This window comes from Nocardia cyriacigeorgica (genome assembly GCF_010868145.1).
GTDB classification, from domain to species: Bacteria; Actinomycetota; Actinomycetes; order Mycobacteriales; family Mycobacteriaceae; genus Nocardia; species Nocardia cyriacigeorgica_D.
Map to the genome: position 1 here is coordinate 13,470 of NZ_JAAGUY010000029.1, position 20,977 is coordinate 34,446.

Annotated in this window: 20 protein-coding genes; 8 read left to right on the forward strand and 12 right to left on the reverse strand. The window is 66.0% G+C overall.

Annotation, left to right across the window (positions count from 1 at the left end; translation table 11 throughout):
* Window position 1 precedes the first annotated feature (1 nt).
* From GV792_RS24700 to GV792_RS29880, 7 genes are all read right to left on the reverse strand, one after another.
* On the reverse strand, window positions 2-1,099 hold the full coding sequence (locus GV792_RS24700; protein ID WP_163826906.1) for a methyltransferase: 1,098 nt from the start codon (window positions 1,097-1,099) through the stop codon (window positions 2-4).
* A gap of 82 nt (window positions 1,100-1,181) precedes the next feature.
* Window positions 1,182-1,964, reverse strand: coding sequence for a MerR family transcriptional regulator (locus GV792_RS24705; RefSeq protein ID WP_163826908.1), 783 nt, complete (start codon window positions 1,962-1,964; stop codon window positions 1,182-1,184).
* Window positions 1,965-2,077: 113 nt separating this feature from the next.
* On the reverse strand, window positions 2,078-3,022 hold the full coding sequence (locus GV792_RS24710; RefSeq protein WP_163826910.1) for a D-isomer specific 2-hydroxyacid dehydrogenase family protein: 945 nt from the start codon (window positions 3,020-3,022) through the stop codon (window positions 2,078-2,080).
* Window positions 3,023-3,207: 185 nt separating this feature from the next.
* A complete protein-coding gene (gene ligD / locus GV792_RS24715) occupies window positions 3,208-4,161 on the reverse strand; it encodes a non-homologous end-joining DNA ligase (RefSeq protein WP_163826912.1) in 954 nt (317 codons plus the stop codon).
* A 105-nt stretch (window positions 4,162-4,266) separates the two neighbouring features.
* Entirely contained in the window at window positions 4,267-5,103 is an 837-nt protein-coding gene (locus tag GV792_RS24720) for a helix-turn-helix domain-containing protein (protein ID WP_163826914.1), read from the reverse strand.
* Entirely contained in the window at window positions 5,100-5,627 is a 528-nt protein-coding gene (locus GV792_RS24725) for a DUF6879 family protein (protein WP_163826916.1), read from the reverse strand. The genes GV792_RS24720 and GV792_RS24725 overlap by 4 nt, the downstream gene beginning before the upstream one ends.
* Complete coding sequence (locus GV792_RS29880) at window positions 5,608-5,760, reverse strand: hypothetical protein (RefSeq protein ID WP_256668308.1); 153 nt, start codon at window positions 5,758-5,760, stop codon at window positions 5,608-5,610. The genes GV792_RS24725 and GV792_RS29880 overlap by 20 nt, the downstream gene beginning before the upstream one ends.
* Window positions 5,761-5,942: 182 nt before the next feature.
* On the opposite strand from GV792_RS29880, the gene GV792_RS24735 reads away from it, so the two are divergent.
* Window positions 5,943-6,086: a hypothetical protein gene (locus GV792_RS24735; protein ID WP_163826918.1), complete on the forward strand. Its 144-nt coding sequence runs from the start codon at window positions 5,943-5,945 to the stop codon at window positions 6,084-6,086.
* A gap of 16 nt (window positions 6,087-6,102) precedes the next feature.
* Here the strand turns inward: GV792_RS24735 and GV792_RS24740 are convergent, their stop codons facing one another.
* Window positions 6,103-8,226 carry a RecQ family ATP-dependent DNA helicase gene (locus GV792_RS24740; protein ID WP_163826920.1) on the reverse strand — a complete coding sequence of 708 codons (2,124 nt, stop codon included), beginning with the start codon at window positions 8,224-8,226 and terminating at the stop codon, window positions 6,103-6,105.
* A gap of 237 nt (window positions 8,227-8,463) precedes the next feature.
* Here GV792_RS24740 and GV792_RS24745 point away from each other — a divergent pair, with 237 nt between their 5' ends.
* Window positions 8,464-8,844: a hypothetical protein gene (locus GV792_RS24745; RefSeq protein ID WP_309138628.1), complete on the forward strand. Its 381-nt coding sequence runs from the start codon at window positions 8,464-8,466 to the stop codon at window positions 8,842-8,844.
* 291 nt (window positions 8,845-9,135) lie between these two features.
* Window positions 9,136-9,936 carry a hypothetical protein gene (locus GV792_RS24750; RefSeq protein WP_163826923.1) on the forward strand — a complete coding sequence of 267 codons (801 nt, stop codon included), beginning with the start codon at window positions 9,136-9,138 and terminating at the stop codon, window positions 9,934-9,936.
* 49 nt (window positions 9,937-9,985) lie between these two features.
* Here the strand turns inward: GV792_RS24750 and GV792_RS24755 are convergent, their stop codons facing one another.
* The 4 genes from GV792_RS24755 to GV792_RS24770 all read right to left on the reverse strand — a co-directional run bounded on the left by GV792_RS24755 (window position 9,986) and on the right by GV792_RS24770 (window position 13,951).
* Window positions 9,986-11,209, reverse strand: coding sequence for an RtcB family protein (locus GV792_RS24755; protein ID WP_163826924.1), 1,224 nt, complete (start codon window positions 11,207-11,209; stop codon window positions 9,986-9,988).
* A 368-nt stretch (window positions 11,210-11,577) separates the two neighbouring features.
* Window positions 11,578-12,465, reverse strand: coding sequence for a ribokinase (locus GV792_RS24760; RefSeq protein ID WP_163826927.1), 888 nt, complete (start codon window positions 12,463-12,465; stop codon window positions 11,578-11,580).
* 73 nt (window positions 12,466-12,538) lie between these two features.
* On the reverse strand, window positions 12,539-13,177 hold the full coding sequence (locus GV792_RS29885; protein WP_163826929.1) for a pentapeptide repeat-containing protein: 639 nt from the start codon (window positions 13,175-13,177) through the stop codon (window positions 12,539-12,541).
* Window positions 13,178-13,375: 198 nt separating this feature from the next.
* Complete coding sequence (locus GV792_RS24770; RefSeq protein ID WP_163826931.1) at window positions 13,376-13,951, reverse strand: CGNR zinc finger domain-containing protein; 576 nt, start codon at window positions 13,949-13,951, stop codon at window positions 13,376-13,378.
* Between the two features lie 98 nt (window positions 13,952-14,049).
* Here GV792_RS24770 and GV792_RS24775 point away from each other — a divergent pair, with 98 nt between their 5' ends.
* From GV792_RS24775 to GV792_RS24795, 5 genes are all read left to right on the forward strand, one after another.
* The gene (locus GV792_RS24775) at window positions 14,050-15,237 is read left to right on the forward strand and encodes an epoxide hydrolase family protein (RefSeq protein ID WP_163826941.1); all 1,188 of its coding nucleotides are present in this window, start codon (window positions 14,050-14,052) and stop codon (window positions 15,235-15,237) included.
* Window positions 15,238-15,443: 206 nt separating this feature from the next.
* Complete coding sequence (locus tag GV792_RS24780; protein ID WP_163826943.1) at window positions 15,444-16,709, forward strand: glutamate-5-semialdehyde dehydrogenase; 1,266 nt, start codon at window positions 15,444-15,446, stop codon at window positions 16,707-16,709.
* A gap of 60 nt (window positions 16,710-16,769) precedes the next feature.
* Complete coding sequence (locus tag GV792_RS24785) at window positions 16,770-17,666, forward strand: AAA family ATPase (RefSeq protein ID WP_175583140.1); 897 nt, start codon at window positions 16,770-16,772, stop codon at window positions 17,664-17,666.
* 4 nt (window positions 17,667-17,670) lie between these two features.
* On the forward strand, window positions 17,671-19,095 hold the full coding sequence (locus tag GV792_RS24790; protein ID WP_163826947.1) for a vWA domain-containing protein: 1,425 nt from the start codon (window positions 17,671-17,673) through the stop codon (window positions 19,093-19,095).
* A gap of 51 nt (window positions 19,096-19,146) precedes the next feature.
* Window positions 19,147-20,976: an HSP90 family protein gene (locus GV792_RS24795; RefSeq protein ID WP_163826949.1), complete on the forward strand. Its 1,830-nt coding sequence runs from the start codon at window positions 19,147-19,149 to the stop codon at window positions 20,974-20,976.
* The last annotated feature ends 1 nt before the right edge of the window (window position 20,977 follow it).

A 20,977-nucleotide genomic window follows, 5' to 3' on the forward strand; every position in this document is an offset into this window, starting at 1 on the left:
CTCAGCGCACCGGGACGGCTTCGAGCACGTTCTCCGGGGACAGGGTCGGGGTGACCGAGGCGAGAGTGAAACCGCATTCGGCCAGCAGCGCACGGTATTCGGCGGCGTTACGTTCCCTACCGCCGGTGTTGACCAGCATCTCCAGATCGATGTACTTGCTCGGATGCGGGCGAGCGTCGTCGGGGAGGACGAGCTCGATGAGCAACAGCCGCGCCTGCGGCGACATGGCAGCGCGGACATTGCGCAGAATCCGCGTGGCCTGATCGACGGGCCAATCGTGGATGACATGCTTGAGCAGGTAGGCGTCACCGCCTTCGGGAACGGCATCGAAGAACGAACCCGCGACAACGGCACACCGGTCGGCCACCCCGAGCTCGGTCAGCCGGGGCCGGGCGTCGGCCACCACCTCCGGAAGATCGAACAGGATGCCGCGCGACTGCGGTGCCCGCCGCAGGATCTCGGTCAGCAATGCGCCGCGCCCGCCGCCCACATCGACGAGGGTGCGATAGCGGCCGAAGTCGTAGGCCGACAGCAGCGGCAGCCTGCCGAGATCATCGATACTGGTCATCGCGCGGTCGAACAGCGCACCGAGCTCGCGGTCGGTGCGCAGATAGTCGAACAGCGGGATCCCGTCGACAGTGCCGCCCACCGCGTCACCGCTGCGCACCACGTCCACCAGCTGGGTCCAGTTGTCCCGGTGGATCTTCGACCCGAAGAACAGCGCGGCATCGCGCAGGGAGACCACGGAGTCGGCCCGCAAAGCCTGCGCCATCGGCGTGAGCGCGTACCTGCCGTCGCGGCGCCTGGTGAAAATGCCGTGACTGATCAGCAGCCGCAGCAGCCGATGCAGCGCGTCCTCGTCGGCTCCGACCGCCTGCGCCAGGTCGGCGCCGTCGCGTGGTCCGTCGGCCAGCGCGTCGGCGACCCCGAGATCCGCTGCGGCATGAATGGCCTGGGTGAGCCATCCGGCCGCCAGCATCTCCAGCAGCGCCACATGCCCGGGCACCATCCGCCGGTGCGCCGCAGCCATCACAGTGCGTGCCCGTTCCGCCACCCGCACCAGCGCCCGCGGTGGCATTTTCGCTCGATCGGAGATCATGAGACTCCATTCATCGGCATCCGCTTACCGAAGACATTACGGCCGCCAAGGTCCCGGCATACGGAAATCGACGCTCGAGCGGCTACCGGCGTCCCTCGGATTCATCCGAATTCGCCGCGGTGCGTTTGCGTTCGCGATCGGCGGCGGTTTCGAGGTATTCACCCAGTTCACGGCGGAGATTGGTGTCCAGCGAGCGGGCCAGGGTGCTGTGCACGGATGCGACGCTCAGTTCGCGCATCTTGTTGAGCATGGCCGTCGTCTGGGCGATCTCCTCACTGGTTTCCGGTAGCCAGCCTGGACCGTGCTCGTCGACGATATGTTTGCGCGCCGCGGTGATCATGATCTTGGTGATGTCATCGATGTGGGCGGCGACCTTGGTGTGCACGCTGATCAGAGTGCGCAGGTCGAGGCCGTATTCGTCGAGTTCGGCGAAGGAAGTCAGCAACTGGGTGTCGGTGAAAACGACGGTGTCGTTGTCGATGCGGACCAGACCCATCCGGCGCAACTGTTCGACGAGCTCGTCGGTATCGGGCCCGAGGATGGAGCCGATCAGCTCCCGCGACACCTCGAACGGCTCCTCCTTGGCCCACGTCGCCGTCACCGCGTGTTGCAGCCCGAGCACCTCGGTGAGATCCTTACCGGTCTCCCAGCTGGTGATGAAATCGGCGATATGGGCGGTGGTGAAACCACGCTGCAGCAGTGAGTCGATCAACCGCAGCCGTTCCAGGTGCGTGTCGTCATAGATGCTGGCGCGGCCGTTCTTCCCGACCGGCGGGGGCAGCAGCCCGCGCTCCTGATAGGCGCGGACATTGCGGGTGGTGGTGCCTGCGGCGCGTGCGAGGTCATCGATGCGGTAGTTCGGCATCGGTGCACCTCCTCGCAAACCCCACCCGCGCGCCGGACCGGCGGGCGCAACGGCCGTCGACCGCCCGAGTGTAGCGCCCACCGGCAGCTGCACCGGACACCGCCGCGCGACGGTCAGTAACCGTGTTCCTGGTCGATAGGTGCCAACAGCTCCGAGCCCGCGGCGAAACGGGTGACGTTCGCCGTCACATGCTGGGCGAATGCCGCCATCCGCAACCCTGGTGGATTCGAGTCATGCGGTGTGACAATGGCATTGGGCAGCTCCCAGAGCGGATGGCCGTCGGGCAACGGTTCGGGCTCGGTGACGTCGAGACCCGCGCCGCCGATGACGTCGGTACGCAACGCCTCGACCAGCGCGTCGGTATCGACGAGGCTGCCACGCGCCACATTGATCACCCAGGACGTCGGTTTCAGCTGCGCCAGCTCCTTCGCGCCGACCAGATGGCGGGTCTCGGCAGTGGCCGGGGCCGCGATCACCACGTGATCGGTGCGGGACCACACACCTGCGAGATCGTCGGCGCGCACTGTTTCCACCGAATCGGGGGTACCAGGCCCGGCGATCGGACGTCCGGACCGGTTGACCGCGATGATCCGCGCCCCCAGCGGCGTCAACATCGGGATGAGCGCGCGCCCGATCCCACCGGCTCCCACGATGGCGACGGTGGCGCCGCGCAGCGAACCGACATGCGGGAAGAACTCCCGCTGCCGCCAGCGGTTCGCCCGCAAATGTTCTGGGAGATAACGGACTCCGGCCAGCAGCAACATCAACGTGTGCTCGGCGACGCTGGCGGCGTATGTGCCTGCGGCGGAAGTGAATCGGACCCGAGGGAAGCGGTCGAAGACGCCGGCGTCGAACCAGTCTTCGACCCCGGCCGCGTTCAGTTGCACCCATTCGATGCCGGAGGGGAGCCGATCCGGGAATTGCGTCGGTGGACCGTTCCAGATGAGAGCACGGGCGTCGGCCGGGTCGGCGATGCGGGCGCCCGCATCGGTCACCGCCTGCTCGAGCATCGGTTGTTCACCGGGGCCGATCGCGATCGCCACACCTGTGCCGCTCATCCTCGAACCTCCTCCGTTCCCTCGCTGCCGCCCGCGTGCGGCCGTTCTCGGACCGAACTTACTCGCGGACCGTCGGGACTCGGGTCGTCGCGTGACCAGGACGCCGCTCGATCTCCACGGCAACCGGCGATCGGTTCGTCTCGCGCCCGGCCGGGGGGTCGGTCACGTGAACGGCCTGCTGCCGGTCAGTCCTCGTCCTCGTCCAGCTCGACCTTGTCCCGGTCGGCCCACTCGATCAGGTGGTCCAATTCGAAGACGGCGTCGTCGATACCCGCATGCAGGTCGCCAAGCGTGTGGTAGCGGGCGGGCACGGTGGCGATGGTGAAATCGCGTGGGTGGATATCGGGGATCTCATCCCAGGTCACCGGGGTGGACACAGTGGCTTCGGGGACGCCGCGCACCGAGTATGCGGCGGCGATGGTGTGGTCGCGGGCGTTCTGGTTGTAGTCGACGAACAGCTGTCGTGGATCGCGGTCCTTTCGCCACCAAGTGGTAGTCACGTCCTTGGGTGCGCGTCGCTCGACCTCGCGGGCGAAGGCCAGCGCCGCGCGGCGAACGTCCTGAAACCTCCAGTCCGGCGCGATCCGGACATACACGTGCAACCCATGCCCACCCGAGGTCTTCGGCCAGCCCACCGCCCCGATCTCGTCGAGCACCTCCCGCACCACACCGGCCACCCGCTGCACCCGCGACCACGGGCAGTCGGGCATCGGATCCAGGTCGATCCGCCACTCGTCGGGGCTTTCGGTATCGGCGCGCCGTGAATTCCACGGATGGAACTCCACCGTCGACATCTGCACCGCCCAAATAACATCGGCCAGCTCGGAGACGCACAGCTCGTCGGCATGCCTGCCATAGCGGGGGAAGAACACCCGCACCGTGGGCACCCAATCGGGCGCACCCGCAGGCAACCGCTTCTGATGCACCTTGTCCCCAGCCAGTCCCTTCGGAAACCGATGCAACATGCACGGCCGATCCCGCAGCGCATTGACGATCCCGTCCCCGACGCTCAGGTAGTACTGCACCAGATCGAGCTTGGTGGCACCGGATTCGGGGAAATACACCCGATCAGGGTTGGAAACACGCACCACCCTGTCCCCGACATCCAGCTCGACAGCCGCCCCCTTACCACTGGCCATGACCTCGACCATAACCCGAGCCTCGACGATCGACGCGCCACCCACGCGGTGGTCCCGACTCGATTCGGCTCGGGACCGTCGAGCCGAGGTGGACGCCCACTGCCGTCAACCGCGGCGAGTATCGAGAGCTTTCCGAATCAACTCACGCGCCCGCTCGCCGGTCACGGACTGGCCGGCCAGCACATCGAACGCCCGGCCGTAGAGGGCGATCTCCCTTGGCTGGGTGATGGTGAGTTCGGCGGTGACTGCTTCGACGAAGACGACCCGCTGGTCGAACATCGAAAAGTTCGTCGGTGCGAAGGGGATGCCGGCAGTGTTCGGGAGGATTCCGAGCGTCACTCGCGGGAGTCCGGCAACGGCCAGCAACCGATCCAACTGCCCTACCATCACGTCATCGTTGCCCACCGTGGTGTACAGAGTCTGTTCACCGATCAGGAAGTGGAATCGGCGGGTTCCCCGGTACATGAGCTGCTGACGCTCCATGCGCTTCGCGACACCGGCTTCGACGTCGTTGGGTGTCTGGTAGAACGAGACGGCGTTGTGCAGGACGGCAGCGGCGTACTCGGCGGTCTGGAGGAAACCAGGGATGAAGTAGGGATTGTAGATCCGGATGATCTGGGCATCCTCGGTCAGCTTGACCAACGCATGCTGCCGTCGTTTGGTGCCGAGACCGACGACCTTCCGCCATTCCTGGTATGCGCTTTCGATATTGCGAAGCGAAGCGATGAGGTCGGCCAGCTGGTGGTCATTGCCCGTGTGGGCACAATAGGTCCGTAGGTCTGCCTCGGTGGGACTGCGATCGCCGGTTTCTACCTTGGAAACCTTGGATTCGTGCCAACCCGCCAGGGCTGCGAGCCGGCGTGCGGTGAGTCCGGCGTCCTTGCGCATCTCGCGCAGACGCTTGCCGAGCGCTTCACGCTGCTCATGAACCGAGTTGGTCACTGGGAAGATCGGGCCGCCGCGTAATTTTCGAACGGCGTAGCCAGCTCCCATAGTCGGCGTTTCATGCCGACGCAATGGTCAACGATCCACGCATCCGAGGTCATGGCTACCCCGAGCCCACGCCCGTCGGCGTCGCGGGCGTGAAACGCCACCCGTTCCTCGTCCAACAGCCAGTAGTCCTCGGCCGGAACATCTCCGGCCAGGTGCCGCGGCAAATACCGAATCTCTTCCCCGGCCTCGATGTTCTGTGGAGTGATCGTCAGCATCCACCGGTGATAGTCGCTGTGCGGCTCGGTGAGTACTCGCACCCGTCGCACGGCTACACCCCGGCTCGTCGTTTCCTCAATCAGCGACTGCCACGGCTGGAACCAAGCGAAATCGGTGGTCGGCTCCCCACTGAGGAACCGCTGCAGCGGCTCGGATTCCACGGCGACACCGTAGGAGTCGCGAACCTCCAGGTGAAATGCTTCGCGCCGACAGGAACGAAGTAGGTCCGGATACGGATCACCTTGCAGCAGACGCACCGTAAAAGTTCCTTTCGAGCTTCGGCACCTCGATCGCCGTCTCGTCCTCGGCCAGGTCGAGCTGCGCCAGCGTGTCCGGTTCGGTGACCGGTCGGCCGGACAGGGTGAAAGTACCTCGACCGGTAGCGGCCATCGTCGATCCGACGAACGTATCCGGTTCAGCGAATCCCAGCAGCAGATGCGGTATCTCGACTGTCTCGGGTTCGTCGGTGCGCCAGCCCTGGACGAGGTAGCTGCCCTGATCGGTGGCGTACAGCGTAGGGCACTGTTCATTGCTGCGGTCCGAACTGGGTGGTGCGGGTCGCGGCGTTCGGGGTGTCGACGGTAGTCACCGAGAAGCGGGCGATCGAAGCGGCGGCTCGCGCCATGATCGCCGGATGCGGTGCCGCCGCACCGACTTTCGATATCGACCTCGATCTCGGTCGCGTGATCGACCCCGGCGACGCCAGGCTGCTGTGATCGGCGGAACCGGTGGTCAGGTCGGCGTGGCGAGGGCGAAGGGTAGGACGGCGGGCGCGCCAGCCGCGCGCAGCTCATGGGCTGCGACGGTGAAGGTCCAGCCGGTGTCGGTGAGGGCGTCGACCAACAGAATCGGACCGTCCACCGAACTCAGGTCGGGTAGATCCCACAGGCCGTGCAGCGCCGCGACCCGATGGGCGGAATTGACCGCCGACACCGGTGGGCGGTCGGGCCGGATCGGCATCGTCCCCAGATCGCGGAGCTTGCCGATCTGCGCCAGCCGCTGTGCGAGCGTCGCGGTCAGGATCGGATGGGTGGGGGATTCCAGGGCGAGAACCGAGGTGGGCCGGGTGGCCCAATCCCAATCGCGCAGCACCGCGATACACGCCTGCACCACGGCATCCGGAACCGGCGCATCCGGACCGTCGAGCAGCGCGCGCAAACGTTGTCCCCAACCGAGCGCGCTGAGTCTGCCGATCACTCGGCCGGTCTCGGCGCCATCGGAGATCTTGCCGGACAAGGGGATACCGAGCTTCGCCATCCCGGTCGGCCACATCTTGCGCGGGGCCAGGTCGATTCCGGGCCGGTCCAGACGTTCCCGGGTGGCGGCCATCGCGTCGGCGTCGATCGAGGTATCCAGGTGGGTGCCGGTGCAGTTGTCGCAGCGCCCGCACTCGGAGGTGCCGGGGCCCGCAGCGTGCAAACCTGGATCGTCGAGCTGGCCGCGCAGGAACACCATGCGGCAGCCGGTCGTCGATTGATAGTCGACCATCGCCTGCTGTTCGGCGGACCGCGCCGCTTCCAAGCGCTCGTACCGTTCGGTGTCGTAGGTCCACGCCTGGCCGGTGGACAGCCAACCGCCACGCACCCGCCGCACCGCGCCGTCGACGTCGAGAACCTTCAGCACCATCTCCAACCGGGACCGGTTCAACTCCACCAACGGCTCCAACGCAGCCGTCGACAGCGGGCGCTCGACATCCAGCGCCGCGAGCACCGAACGCACAATGTGTTCACGGGGGAACGCGACGGAGGCGAAATAGCTCCAGATGCGCGCGTCCTCCGGGCCCGGCAGCAGCACCACCTCGGCGCGTTCGGTGCCGCGCCCAGCGCGACCGACCTGCTGGTAGTAGGAAATGGGGGAGGACGGCGCACCGACGTGCACGACGAACCCGAGATCGGGTTTGTCGAATCCCATGCCGAGGGCCGACGTGGCGATCAGTGCCTTGACCTCGTTGTTCAGCAGGGCCGACTCGAGTATCTCGCGCTCGGCCGGATCGGTCTGCCCGGTGTAGGCCGCGACGGTGTGCCCCTGCGCATTCAGCACATCGGCCAGATCCTGCGCGGCGGCCACTGTGAGCGTGTAGACGATCCCCGAGCCCGGCAGTTCACCGAGATGGCGGCTCAACCAGGCCGTGCGCTCGACCGCATCGTCGAACCGCACCACCGACAGATGCAGCGATTCACGGTCGAGGGTGCCGCGCAGCACCAGGGTGTCGGTGCCGATCTGGGTGGCGACGTCGGTGACGACGCGGTCGTTGGCGGTGGCGGTGGTGGCCAGCACCGGCACATCGGACCCCAGGTCGGCGATCAGCGTGCGGATGCGCCGGTAGTCGGGCCGGAAATCATGCCCCCAGTCCGAGACACAGTGCGCCTCATCGATCACCACCAGGCCCGCGTCGGCGGCGAGTTTCGGCAGCACCTGATCCCGGAAGTCGGGATTGTTGAGCCGCTCCGGACTCACCAGCAGGACATCCACCTCACCTGCGGAAACCCGCGCGTGGATGTCGTCCCATTCGGTGACGTTGCCGGAGTTGATGGTCGCCGCCACCACCCCGGCACGTTCGGCGGCGGCCACCTGGTTGCGCATGAGCGCGAGTAGCGGCGACACGATCACCGTCGGACCGCGCCCCGCCGCGCGCAGCAGCTTCGCCGCGATGAAATACACCGCCGATTTACCCCACCCGGTCCGCTGCACCACCAGCGCGCGCCGCCGATGCACCACCAGCGCTTCGATCGCGGTCCACTGGTCCTCCCGCAACCGCGCCCCGCTGCCGGCCAGCTCCCGCAGCAGACCCTCGGCCCGCTCCCGCAGCCCGGCAACGTCGATACCCGCCGTTGTCGTCCCCTCAGCTGTGTTCATGTGGGCCATGGTGCCCCACCCCACCGACAAGATCACGGGAGGGCCGCGAGTCCGAGCCGTGACCGGCGGATCTGGGTACTCCTGGGGACAATGAGGTTGATGACGGGGGCCACCGGGCGCCGTAGGACCTGGTAGGAGGACGTGATGCCGGATAGTTTCCAGTCGCCGGCGGGGTGGTCGCCCCCCGGAGCCCAGTTTCAGAATCGTGGCTCGTTCGGTCGCACTGCGATCGGCACCGTGGTCGGGCTGATCGTGACGCCGATCGGCATAGGCATCGCCGCGCACGGCTCGCTGACCACCAGCCGATGGTGGGATTCCGTCGATCGTTGGAGCGCACCCGGTCAATCCGTGCTCGGCGCGATCCTGCTGCTCCTGGTCGCAGTGCTGGCCGCGTACTCGCCCGCAGCGACCATGATCGCCGGCCTGATCTGGGGCATCATCCCCGGCATCATCCAAATCCTCTTCCCCGACGACACCTTCCGCCTCATCGGCAACATCCCCGGCCTCACCGCCGAACTCCACGTCGCCCTACACGCCTGGCTCGCCAGCGGAATGGTGCTGATCGTAGGGACTTTGTTGTTCGGCGCGGGTGTGGTGGCAACTCTCAAACGCCGCTGAGGCCAGCGCCCATCATCTCAGACAAGACCTATCAGGACCAGCCAGAGTGGAGCCGGATGAAGCCGTGACGCAGAGCCTCTACGCGGGCGGCACGACATCGGGCAAACCTGTAGCGTGACTTTTTCTGTGCGGGTATTGTTGTGCACGAGGGGATCTCGCACCATCGCATCTGCCACTGCGGTAGATCGTGCCTGCCTTTCTGCGTTCGGAGTCGCGATAACCAACAACGATGGCGCTGTGGTTTGCGCTTAAGGGGGAGCCTTGCCAACGCTTGACCCGATGGAGCCTGGTGTGGCTTACATGATCGGACTGTTGCAGACCGACGGTTCGCATGAGGGAAGCATCGAGGCCAAAGGCAGAGTTTCGCTCGAACTGGCGATCCGAGACGAGCGGATTCTGGCTCGCGTGGCCGAGATCCTGCCGTGCTATTCATCCATCACCTATCGAACTCGCGCAACCAACTTCGCGGACAATTATCAAACTGCAACATCGCGATTCTTCGATCAGGAAGTACGACAGTCGATTGCAAGCCTGGGTGTGACCGTTGGCGCGAAGTCGTGGACCATTCATCCACCGGACCGACCGTTTGCCGAAGCGGACTATGTTCGCGGCTTGCTCGATGGCGATGGCTCGGTCGGATTCACATGTAAGGGTGAACCATTCATTAGTTTCGTGACAGCCAGCCCCGCAGCGGCCGCGTTCTTTTGCCGAACAATAAGACGGGTCTGTGGGGTGACGAGGACTGCTAGGCCCAACAGACGGGACGGAGTCTTCAATGTAATGGTCCAAAACGTGGCGGCAGCTCAACTCGCGGCGTGGGTGTGGTACTCGCCTGGCGTGATCGGGATTGATCGTAAACGAGCGGCCGCGAAGAAGGTCGCCGCCTGGGTGCCCGCCGCCGAGAAAGCCGGTCGATACGGCGTGAGGAGGAGGGCGTGGACGGCTCACGAAGATGAGATCGTTATGACTCACGGGCAGGCGATGGCCGCGGAGATCTTGGGACGCACCATATCCAGCGTATCGGTTCGCAAGTGGAGACTTCAGAAGATGAGGCTGTGGATAGTTTCCGAACAGGTCTCGAAGTCCGAATAATGGCGCGCGCTACCCCGGCCCAGCCGCAGTGGCTCGGCCGGAGTGCGGATCATCCCTTGACGCAGAGAACCTGACGCAGGGTCGCTACCACGTCCACCAGGTCGCTCTGCGCAGCGATGACCTCGTCGATGTTCTTGTAGGCGGCGGGGATCTCGTCTACTACACCGGCATCCTTACGTGACTCGACACCCTCGGTCTGGGCAATGAGGTCGGCGACGCTGTACCTCTTCTTGGCCGCCGTACGGCTCATCCGCCTGCCCGCGCCGTGGGACGCGGACTGGAACGAGTCAGGGTTTCCTTTGCCTCGCACGACATACGAGCGAGTGCCCATCGAACCGGGGATCAACGCGAGATCCCCTTTACCCGCCCGAACAGCACCCTTTCGAGTCACCAGCATCGGCATGCCGTCGATGATCTCCTCCGCCACATAATTGTGATGACATGAGATCGGCTCGTCGAACCTGACCGAGCGATCGGCGAACTCGTCGCGGACCGCGCGGCACACCAATGCCAGCATGACTGCGCGGTTGCGGGCCGCATATTCTTGAGCCCAGGTGAGATCGTGACGGTAGGCGTCCATCTCCTGAGTTCCAGAAAGGAATACGGCGAGGTCGCGATCCGGCAGGTTTGCATTATGCGGCAGCGCCCGAGCTACAGCCATATGCCGCTCGGCGAGCTCTTTGCCGATATTCCGGCTTCCGGAATGCAGCAGAATCCACACCGCATCGTCCTGATCGAGGCAGAGTTCAATAAAGTGATTTCCTTGGCCTAGCGTCCCCATCTGCTTATGCGCCTTGGACTCGCGTGAGCGCACACTCTTATCCAGATCGGTGAACGAACCCCAGAACCGGTCCCAACCCGAACGCAGCGTCGCGGTGCTCGCGCCGAGTCCGGAGATCTCCGCGCCTATCCTGCCCACATTGACCGGGTCATCGTGGCCGTGGAAACCCACCGGTACCGCGGCCTCGATTCGGCTGCGCAACGAGTGCAGATTATGCGGCAGGTCTGCAGCGGTGAGGTCGGTTTTCACGCTTTCCATACCGCAGCCGATATCCACGCCGACGGCCGCCGGGGCGACCGCATTCTTCATTGCGATGACCGAGCCGACAGTTGCCCCCTTGCCGAGGTGCACGTCCGGCATGACGCGTACGCCGTGGACCCATTCCAGTTGCGCGATATTGCGCAACTGACGCAGCGCGGCGTGCTCGATATCGTGCTCGGAAGCCCACATCAACGTCCGCGCCCGGGTACCGGGCAGCTCGACGGGAAACATTGTTTCGGTCCTTTCACTACATGCGAATTCGCTTCGCCTTACACGTTCAACGGTAGGCACCGCAGCCGCAGGGCGCACCTGAATATCGGTGGTGTCGGACGATCACCGGTGATCCGAGATCGACCGAACCGGCGAACGATCGACCGGCCGAATGCCACCGACACCCTCGACTGGACTCGTTTCTCGGGGCGCCGAGCCGGCAGGCGGCCGCGGCGACCAGGTTCACAGCGCCCACCGGACCGTCGCTCAGATCAGGGCACGCCCGGCGAGGTCACGGGAAGCCGGTCGCGGGCATCGGCTCGCCCCGACCTGGCGCCCGCAACGGTCGGGATGGGTGCCGGTGCGGCGGCTGTCCAGGCAGCAGGCGGTCACGGCGCGAAGTCGGCGGCGCGTAGCGCGGCATGGATCTCATCGCGCCGTGGGATCGACACGCTCGCACCCAACCGGGTGGTCGCGAGCGCACCGGCCGCGCAAGCGAAGCGCAGGGCCTCTGCTGGGCCGCGATCCCAGGCGACGGCGAGAGCCCCGGTGAAGGTATCGCCAGCGCCGGTGGTGTCGACCACCTCCACCGCCGAACCGGGGACGGAGAGTTCGACGCCGTCGGGCCCCCGGTGGCGGGCGCCGTCCGCCCCGAGCGTCACCACCAGGTGTGGGACCGGCTCGAGCGCGGACCCGAGTGCGGTGAACTCACCGGAGTTGACTACCGCGACGTCGATGTCGGCCCACAACTCCGGCGGCAGCGCACGGGCGGGTGAGGGGTTGAGCACCACGATGGTTCCGTTCGCCTTCGCGTGCCGCGCTGCGGCCCTCACCGCAACCACGGGAATCTCCAACTGGCACAGCAGGATATCGGCGGCGGCGATCACTACGAGATCCTCATCGCTCAGCTCTGTGACTGAGGAATTGGCCCCACCCACCACGATGATGCTGTTCTCCCCGCCCGCGTCGACCACGATCGCGGCGATCCCACTGGGTCCCTCGAATGTCCGCAACCGCGCAGTCCCCACACCGGATTCCCGCAACACCGCCCGCAGCTCGTCGGCGAACACATCGTCACCGACCGCACCGATGAATTCCACCTGCCCACCGGCCCGTCCCGCCGCGACCGCCTGATTTGCGCCTTTACCACCCGGCACCATGGCGAATCCGCTGCCGAGCACCGTCTCACCCGGTCGCGGCCGCCTGTCGGTGGTGGTGACCAGATCCATATTGATGCTGCCGAGCACCGCGATCACGGGCCCACGTTCGTCGGTCATACCCGCACGGTAGCCGCCGGCCACCCCGCATTAGCGGCTATGCGCGAATGCTGCTGGAGGGTCCGGTGGGTATTTACCAGCGCACAGTGATCCCCGCCTCGCGGGCCAAGCTCGCGGCGAGACCGAGGAGGTCGCCGCCGTCGACGGTGGCGCCGCGTAGTCCGGCGACGCCGTCGATATCGGCGAGAGTGCAGTCGGTGAATCGGAGGTTGTGGCGCGTCGCGGTGCCGGTGAAGCGGGCCCCGGTGAGGTTGCAATGCTCGAAGGCGACATTGCGGAACTCGACACCCTCGAAATCGGCCTGACGCAGATCGCAGTCGCGGAAGACGACGGTGCGCAGCTTGGAGTACCGGAAGTTGGTGAGGTCGGCGCGGGTCGATTCGAGCAGAACGTCGCGCCAGCTGCCAGCGGTCCAGGACATGCCGGTCAGCCTGCTGGTGCTGATCGCGCATTCGGCCATCGTGCATTCGTCGGCCTGCAGGTTGGCCAGATCGCAGACCGACAATTCGGATTCGTAGATCGTGACGCCGCGCATGACCCCGCCGAGACGGCAGTTGTCGAACCGGCAGCCATCGATGCCCAGTGCGTGGGTCTCGGGGCGGGTGAGGTCGGCGTCGGAGAACTCGACCTCGTCGATCGTGGTGTCATCGTCGAAGTTGTCGCGCGAGGATTCGGCGGGCCGGCGCTGCCGCGATCGGGGCGAAGTGGGCACGATCGGGACGTTGCTGTTGCCTGAGACTGCCACACTTACTCCGCTTCTGTGTCGATGAACCGTGCTCGGCAAACTACGGGACCGCACCGACAGCTGTCCGTGTGCCAGTGGAGGTGGCGCAGCTTTCGGGCTGGAATCGAAGCGACAGATGTGTCGCGAACGCGGGGCCCACTCGGGTATGTGCCGGGGGGGCGACGTTTACGTCGCTGATGTCGGGTTTCTGCGATGGTTGGCGTTGAAGCGCTCTTTCTTCTGACGATTCCCGCACGTGTTCATGTCACACCATCTGCGGGTGCGACTCCGGCTGGTGTCGAAGAAGGCGGCTCGGCAGGTCGGCGAAGCGCACAAGGCCAATTTTCCGTCTCGCTCGCCTGAGATGATGCTGATCGCGTCGGCGGCGATCACGCCTAGGGCGTCTTCTACGCAGGAAGCCGAGCTGAGTTGCCATCGCCGATCGCCCTCGGGCGTCAGGATGGCCACGGCCCGGCCCTGAGCGCTGCGGTCATTGATGATGTGGACAGCAGACGCAGGGAGAGCGTCGTTGATCGCGGCCGCTGTCGCGGCGGCGTGAATGGATTCCCTCAGCTCATAGGCGAGCTCGAGCTGGGCGGTGGTGCAGGACTCCAGGGCAAGGCCGTTCACTGTCAGCCAGTCGACGAGTCGGTGCGGCGTGGGTATGCGTTCCACAGCGTTGCCGCATCGCTCCGTCAGCGTCGCCGTGAAGCTGGTCGCCAGCACGCTGCCGAGGCGGAAATCAGGGAACCCAACGCGCATGGAACCACCATAGCTGGTTGCGCACCGACTTCGAGCCATGTTAGAACCGTCATTGCTGGTTCTCGACCACGGCGGTTTCACGATATCGAGGAGGTTTCGTGCCCACAGACCGTCCAACCAACGACGTCCAAGCATTCGCAGCCCACGCGCCTGACGCTGACCTGGACGATCTGCGGGCACGATTGACCGCGGCACGGCTGCCGGAAGCCGAGACGGTCTATCGCGCCGCGCCCGACCCGCGCCGATGGGAACAGGGCGTCCCTCTCGCCGACCTCGTCGATGTCGTGAACTACTGGCGTACCGGGTACGACTGGCGATCGTTCGAAGCGCGCCTCAACCGGATCGGCCAGTTCCGCACGACCATTGATGGTCTGGGAATCCACTTCCTGCACCGCCGATCCGTTCGCGCAGACGCGACTCCATTGATCGTGACGCACGGCTGGCCGGGCAGCATTGCCGAGTTCATCGATGTAGTAGACGAGCTGGCGGATCCGACAGACGCAGATGCGCCGGCGTTCCACGTCGTGGTCCCGTCGCTACCAGGCTTCGGTTACAGCGACAAGCCGGCCACCACCGGATGGGGAATCGAAAAGATCGCGGCCGCATGGGTGGAACTGATGGGACGGCTCGGCTACAGCGAGTTCGTAGCGCACGGTGGCGACTGGGGAGGTGTGATCACTACAGTCCTCGGCGCCAGATTCCCGGAGCGGGTTCTGGGCATCCACACGCTGACCCCGCAGCCGCCGCCCGGGCTGACCACCAACGGTATGACGGCAACCGAGCGCACATGGGTCGAGGAAACCAGTGACTTCTGGCGCGGCCCGCGCGCGGCGTACGCCAAACAACAGGCGACCCGGCCGCAGACCATCGGCTACTCGCTCGTCGACTCGCCAGTCGGGCTGCTCGCCTGGATCCTCGACAAGTTCGCCGAGTGGACAGATACCGATGACAGCCCGTTCGAGACGATTTCCCGAGACAGAATTCTCGACGACGTCACCCTGTACTGGCTGACCGGGGCCGGCGCGTCGTCGGCCCGTATCTACTACGAAAGCCACGGCGGCGTCAATGCGCTCGACCCCGGACTGAGGGTCGACGTCCCGTCGGCAATCACCGTGTACCCACGCGACATCGAGAAGTGCCCGCGCCCCTGGGCGCAGCAGCGGTACCGGCACATCGTCCGATGGAACTCGCCCGAAACCGGTGGTCATTTCCCGTCGCTGGAGGTTCCCGAGTATTTCGTCAAGGACCTGCGAGAAGGCCTCGCGGCAGTGCTTGCCGCTGATTGAACGAACGCGCGGGCGTCTGCCCTCGGCGCGAACCGGTCGGCTCATATGTCCTGGGGGAAACCACAGGCACTCACGCCTACGGATCGACGTCGTCGATCACCGATGATGGACGTCAGTGCTCACCGGTGTAGCCGGCGCGGACCAGCGACCTGAGCGACCCGCAACACGATGATTCGGTGTCGTAGCGGCTGCGTAGTCTGTAACCCATGACGGTAGGACAGACAGCCGAGCTCGATGTGCGCGAGGCCGTGCACGAGGCCGCGCGTAAGGCTCGGGTCGCATCACGTGCGCTCGCCCAGTTGACCACCGCCGAGAAGAACGAAGCTCTGCACGCCGCTGCCGATGCGCTGCTCGCCGCCGCCGATCGGGTGCTGGCCGCAAACGCCGAGGACATCGCGACCGCGCAGGCCGCGGGCACCGAGGAATCTCTGCTCGACCGATTGCGGCTGACCAAGCCACGCATCGATGGCATTGCCTCCGGGCTGCGGCAGGTCGCGGGCCTGCCGGATCCGGTCGGTGTGGTGGTGCGTGGTTCGACGCTGCCGAACGGGCTGGAAATCCGCCAGGTGCGGGTGCCGCTCGGGGTGGTCGGCATGGTGTACGAGGCGCGGCCGAACGTGACCGTCGACGCGTTCGGGCTGGCGCTGAAGTCGGGCAACGCGGCGTTGCTGCGTGGCTCGTCGTCGGCTGCCCGATCGAATGCCGCCCTGGTCGAGGTGCTGCGTGAATCGCTTGTCGCGCAGGGTATCCCCGCCGACGCCGTTCAGCTGCTGCCCAGTGCGGACCGGTCGAGCGTCACCCATCTGATCCAGGCGCGCGGTCTGGTCGATGTGGTGATTCCGCGCGGTGGCGCCGGGCTGATCAACGCCGTCGTGCGTGACGCGCAGGTGCCGACCATCGAGACCGGCACCGGCAACTGCCACGTTTACGTGCACGCGGGCGCCGACCTGGATATGGCCGAGCAGATCCTGATCAACGCCAAGACCCGCAGGCCGAGCGTCTGCAATGCGGCCGAGACCGTGCTCATCGACGCCGCCATCGCCGAGGCCGCCGTGCCGCGGCTCACCAAGGCGCTCGAGGACAACGGCGTCACCATTCACGGTGATCTGCCCGGTCAGGTTCCCGCCACCGATACCGATTGGGGCGAGGAGTACCTGACCCTCGATATCGCGCTGAAGGTTGTCGACGGTCTGGATGCCGCGGTCGAGCACATCAACACCTGGGGCACCGGCCACACCGAGGCCATCGTCACCGCGGAATCGGCCGCGGCCCGCGAGTTCACCAGCCGGGTCGACGCCGCGGCGGTCATGGTGAACGCTTCCACCGCCTTCACCGACGGCGAACAGTTCGGATTCGGTGCCGAGATCGGTATCTCCACCCAGAAGCTGCATGCACGTGGCCCGATGGCGCTGCCCGAACTCACCTCCACCAAGTGGATCGTGTGGGGCGATGGGCAGGTCCGTCCGGTCTGACCCGGGACACCGATCCGCCGTCCCGTAGCGTGGGGCTGGTAGTCGCAGGAAAGGGACGCGGTGGTGGATCGCTCGAATTCGGATCAGGTCGCGGTTCAGGAGCCGATCTTCGCGTCGGTGGACGAGGTGATCGATCGGCTCGCCGAGACCGGCTATCTGGCCGATAAGTCCACCGCTACGTCGGTGTTCTTGGCCGATCGGCTGGGTAAACCGCTGCTGATCGAGGGGCCGGCCGGTGTCGGCAAGACCGAGCTGTCGCGTGCGGTCGCGCAGACCGCGGGCGCGGAGCTGGTGCGTTTGCAGTGCTATGAGGGTGTCGATGAGGCTCGCGCGCTCTACGAATGGAACCACGCCAAGCAGATCCTGCGGATCCAGGCCTCCAGCGAGAACGATTGGGAAGAGACCAAGGCCGATGTCTTCACCGAGGAATTCCTGCTCGCGCGGCCGCTGCTGACCGCGATCCGCCGGACCGAGCCGACGGTGCTGCTCATCGACGAAACCGACAAGGCAGACGTCGAGATCGAGGGGCTGCTGCTCGAGGTGCTCAGTGATTTCGCGGTGACGGTGCCCGAACTCGGCACCATCACCGCCGCGCACAAGCCGTTCGTGGTGCTCACCTCCAACGCCACCAGGGAGTTGTCCGAGGCGCTCAAGCGTCGCTGCCTCTACCTGCATCTGGATTTCCCCGACGCCGACCTCGAACGTCGTATCCTGGCCAGCCGGGTACCGGAATTGCCCGAGGCCGTCGCGGCGCAGCTGGTGCGAATCGTGCACGTGCTGCGCGGCATGCCGTTGAAGAAGCTGCCGTCGGTGGCCGAGTCCATCGACTGGGGTCGGACACTCCTGGCCCTCGGCATGCAGGATCTCGACGACACCACGGTGCGTGCGACGCTCGGTGTGGTGCTCAAACATCGCAGCGACCATGAGCGTGCGCTGGCCGAGCTGAAACTGGCCTGAGTCGATGTCCGCGCGATCGGTACCCGCGCAGTCGCCGAGTTTTCAGGCGCCACACGGGATCGCGGGCCACCTCGTCGATTTCGTCGAGGCCTTGCGGGCTCGGGGTGTTCCGGTGGGTCCGTCGGAGACGGTGGACGCCGGCCGGGTCCTGACGGTGCTCGATCTGATGGACCGCGAGTCGGTCCGGGAGGGTCTCGCCTGCGCGCTGCTGCGCCGCACGACGCACCGCACCACCTACGATGGACTGTTCGACCTGTGGTTTCCGGTCGCGATCGGCGCCCGCACCGATTCGGTGGACGATGTCGAGATTCCGCGGACGCCGTCGGGCAGTGTCGACATCGAGGCGCTGCGCGAGATGCTGGCCGAGCTGTTGACCGAGGAGGGCTCCGCCGCCCAGTTGGAATCCCTGGCCGGGCAGATGGTGGAGGAGCTCGGCCAATATCAGTCCGCGCGCGGCCCATCGTTTTCCACCTATCAGGCGCTCAAAGAGGTGCAGCCGCAGACGCTGCTGGCGAAGATCCTCGCCGGTTTGGCGCGCCCCGACGCGAGTGCGTTCGATACCGAGGTGGCGCGCCGCGCCGCACGTCAGCGCATCGACGGGTTCCGCGCCACCGTGGATGCCGAGACCCGCAGGCGCGTCGCCGAACGGATCGGCCGGGAGCGCGTCGCCAGTTACGGCGTCGCGCGACAGGCCGAAGAGGTCGATTTCCTGCGCGCCTCGGAGTCGGAGTTGGCCGAGTTGCGTCGCAGTACCCAGCGACTGGCTCGGATACTCGCCTCGCGGTTGGCGGTGCGGCGCAAGCATTCCCGGCGCGGGGAGATCGATCTGCGGCGCACACTGCGTAAATCCATGTCGACCGGCGGGGTGCCGATCGATCTGGTCAGTCGTAAGCCGAGGCCTGGCCGCCCGGAACTGGTGTTGCTGTGTGATGTCTCTGGCTCGGTCGCCGGGTTCAGCAATTTCACCTTGTTACTGGTGAGCGCGTTGCGCGAACAGTTCTCCCGGGTGCGGATCTTCGCCTTCGTCGATCAGACCGATGAGGTGACCCGGTTCTTCGATGCGCGAACGCAATTGGACGAGGCGATGAAACGCGTGTTCACCGAGGCCGACGTCGCCGGATTCGATGGGCATTCCGATTACGGCAGTGCATTGGCCGGTTTCGCCGAGAAGTGGCCCGATGCCGTCACCAGCCGCAGCTCGCTGCTGATCCTCGGTGATGCGCGCACCAACTATCGCGATCCAGAGCTGGAGACGCTGCGCAGGCTGGTGGAGGTGGCCAAGCATGCGCATTGGCTGAATCCGGAGCCGACAACCCAATGGGGATCGGGTGATTCGGCGGCCGATAAGTATCAGCAGGTGATCGAGATGCACGAATGCCGGTCGGCGGCGCAGCTGACGGCGGTGGTATCGCGGCTGCTGCCGGTGTGACGATGAGCGCTTGTTAAGCGAATCTTATGGTGTTGCCGCGACAATGCCCGAATGGTCAACACAGCTCCGGCGGACAACAACTATTCGTTTCAGGTCGATCTGCGCGGGATCGTGGATCTGCTGTCGCACCACCTGTACTCGAGTCCGCGGGTCTACATCCGGGAGTTGTTGCAGAACGCCGTCGATGCCGTCACGGCACGTGCGAAGCTCGACCCCGATGCCCCGACCGCGATCCGGCTGACACTCGACGGCAACGGCCTGCGTATCACCGATCCCGGTATAGGGCTCACCGAAGCCGACGTACACCGCTTCCTTGCCACCATCGGCCGCTCGTCCAAACGCGATGACATCGAGGGTGCCCGGCGGGAGTTCCTCGGCCAGTTCGGTATCGGCCTGCTCGCCTGCTTCACCGTCGCCGAGACGATCCGCGTTGTCACCCGTTCGGCAGCTGATGCCGATGCCGCGCCGGTGGAGTGGGTCGCCGCGGCGGACGGGACGTATGTGCTGCGTGCACTCGGGCCGGGGGAGTATCCCGACCCTGGTACCACCGTCGAGCTGACGCCACGGCCGGGAGCACAGTCCTGGTTCACCGCCGAACGCGTGCTCGAACTCGTCGCCGACTACGGTTCGTTGTTGCCCTATGAGGTGACCGTCGAAGCCGACGGGCCGGTGGTCCGGGTGACCGATCCGCCGCCCATCTGGCGGCGCCCGTTCGACTCGCCCGCGCTGCGGCGGGCCGCGCTGTTCGACTACGGCGAGCGGGTCCTCGGTTTCCAGCCGCTGGACGTCATCGATCTCGATACCGATCTCGCCGGGGTGAGCGGTGTCGCGTATGTGCTGTCGCAACCGGGCAATCCGGCCGAATCCAGCGCGCATCGTGTCTATTTGAAGGGGATGCTGCTCGGGGATGCGGTGCGCGGCGTGCTGCCGGACTGGGCGTTCTTCGTGCGCTGTGTCATCGATACCGATTCGCTGCGCCCCACCGCGTCGCGGGAAGGCCTCTACGAGGACGAGCGTCTGGCCATTGTCCGTGACGCGCTCGGTGATCGGGTGCGGGACTGGCTGACCGAAGTCGCCGCCGAGCAGCCCGAGCGGCTGGCCGCATTCCTGTCGGTGCATGCGCTCGGCGTCAAGGCCATGGCCAGGCATTCGACCGAGTTGCTGCGGATCATGTTGCCGCATCTGCTGTTCGAGACCACCGAGGGCCGGATCCCGCTCACCGAGTTCGTCCGCAAGCATCCGGTGGTGCGGGTCAGCACGTCGGTGGAGGAGTTCCGGCAGGTGGCACAGACCGCGTCGGCGCAGGGTATCGGCATCGTCAACGGCGGCTACACCTATGACGCCGAACTGGTCGCGCTGCTGCCGCAGATCGTGCCCGGTGTGGAGGTGGTCGAACTCGACGGTGCCGCCGTGACTGCCGCGCTCGACCCGGTGGATCCGGCCGAGGAACTGGCGCTGGCGCCGGTGCTCGCGACCGCACGTACCACCCTCGATCCGCTCGCCTGCGATGTGCTGCTGCGCGCTTACCACCCGGTGTCGGTGCCCGCGCTCTATCTCGACAGCCGTGGTGCCAGGAACGAACGGGCCAGGGCCGACACCGCGGCCGACGCCGACGATCTGTGGTCCGACATTCTCGGTGCGCTCGAATCCGCGACACCACGCGCACAGCTGGTCCTCAACTATCACAGCCCGGTGGTGCGCAGACTGGCCCGCATCGGCGATCCGGTGTTCTTGAAGACCGCAATCGAATCGCTGTACGGGCAGGCCCTGCTGATGACCCACCGGCCGCTGCGGCCCGCCGATACCGCGCTGCTCAACCGCGCGTTCAGTGAGTTTCTGAGCTGGGCGACCGAGCGCGCCGTCGACGGCGGGGAGAACTGAT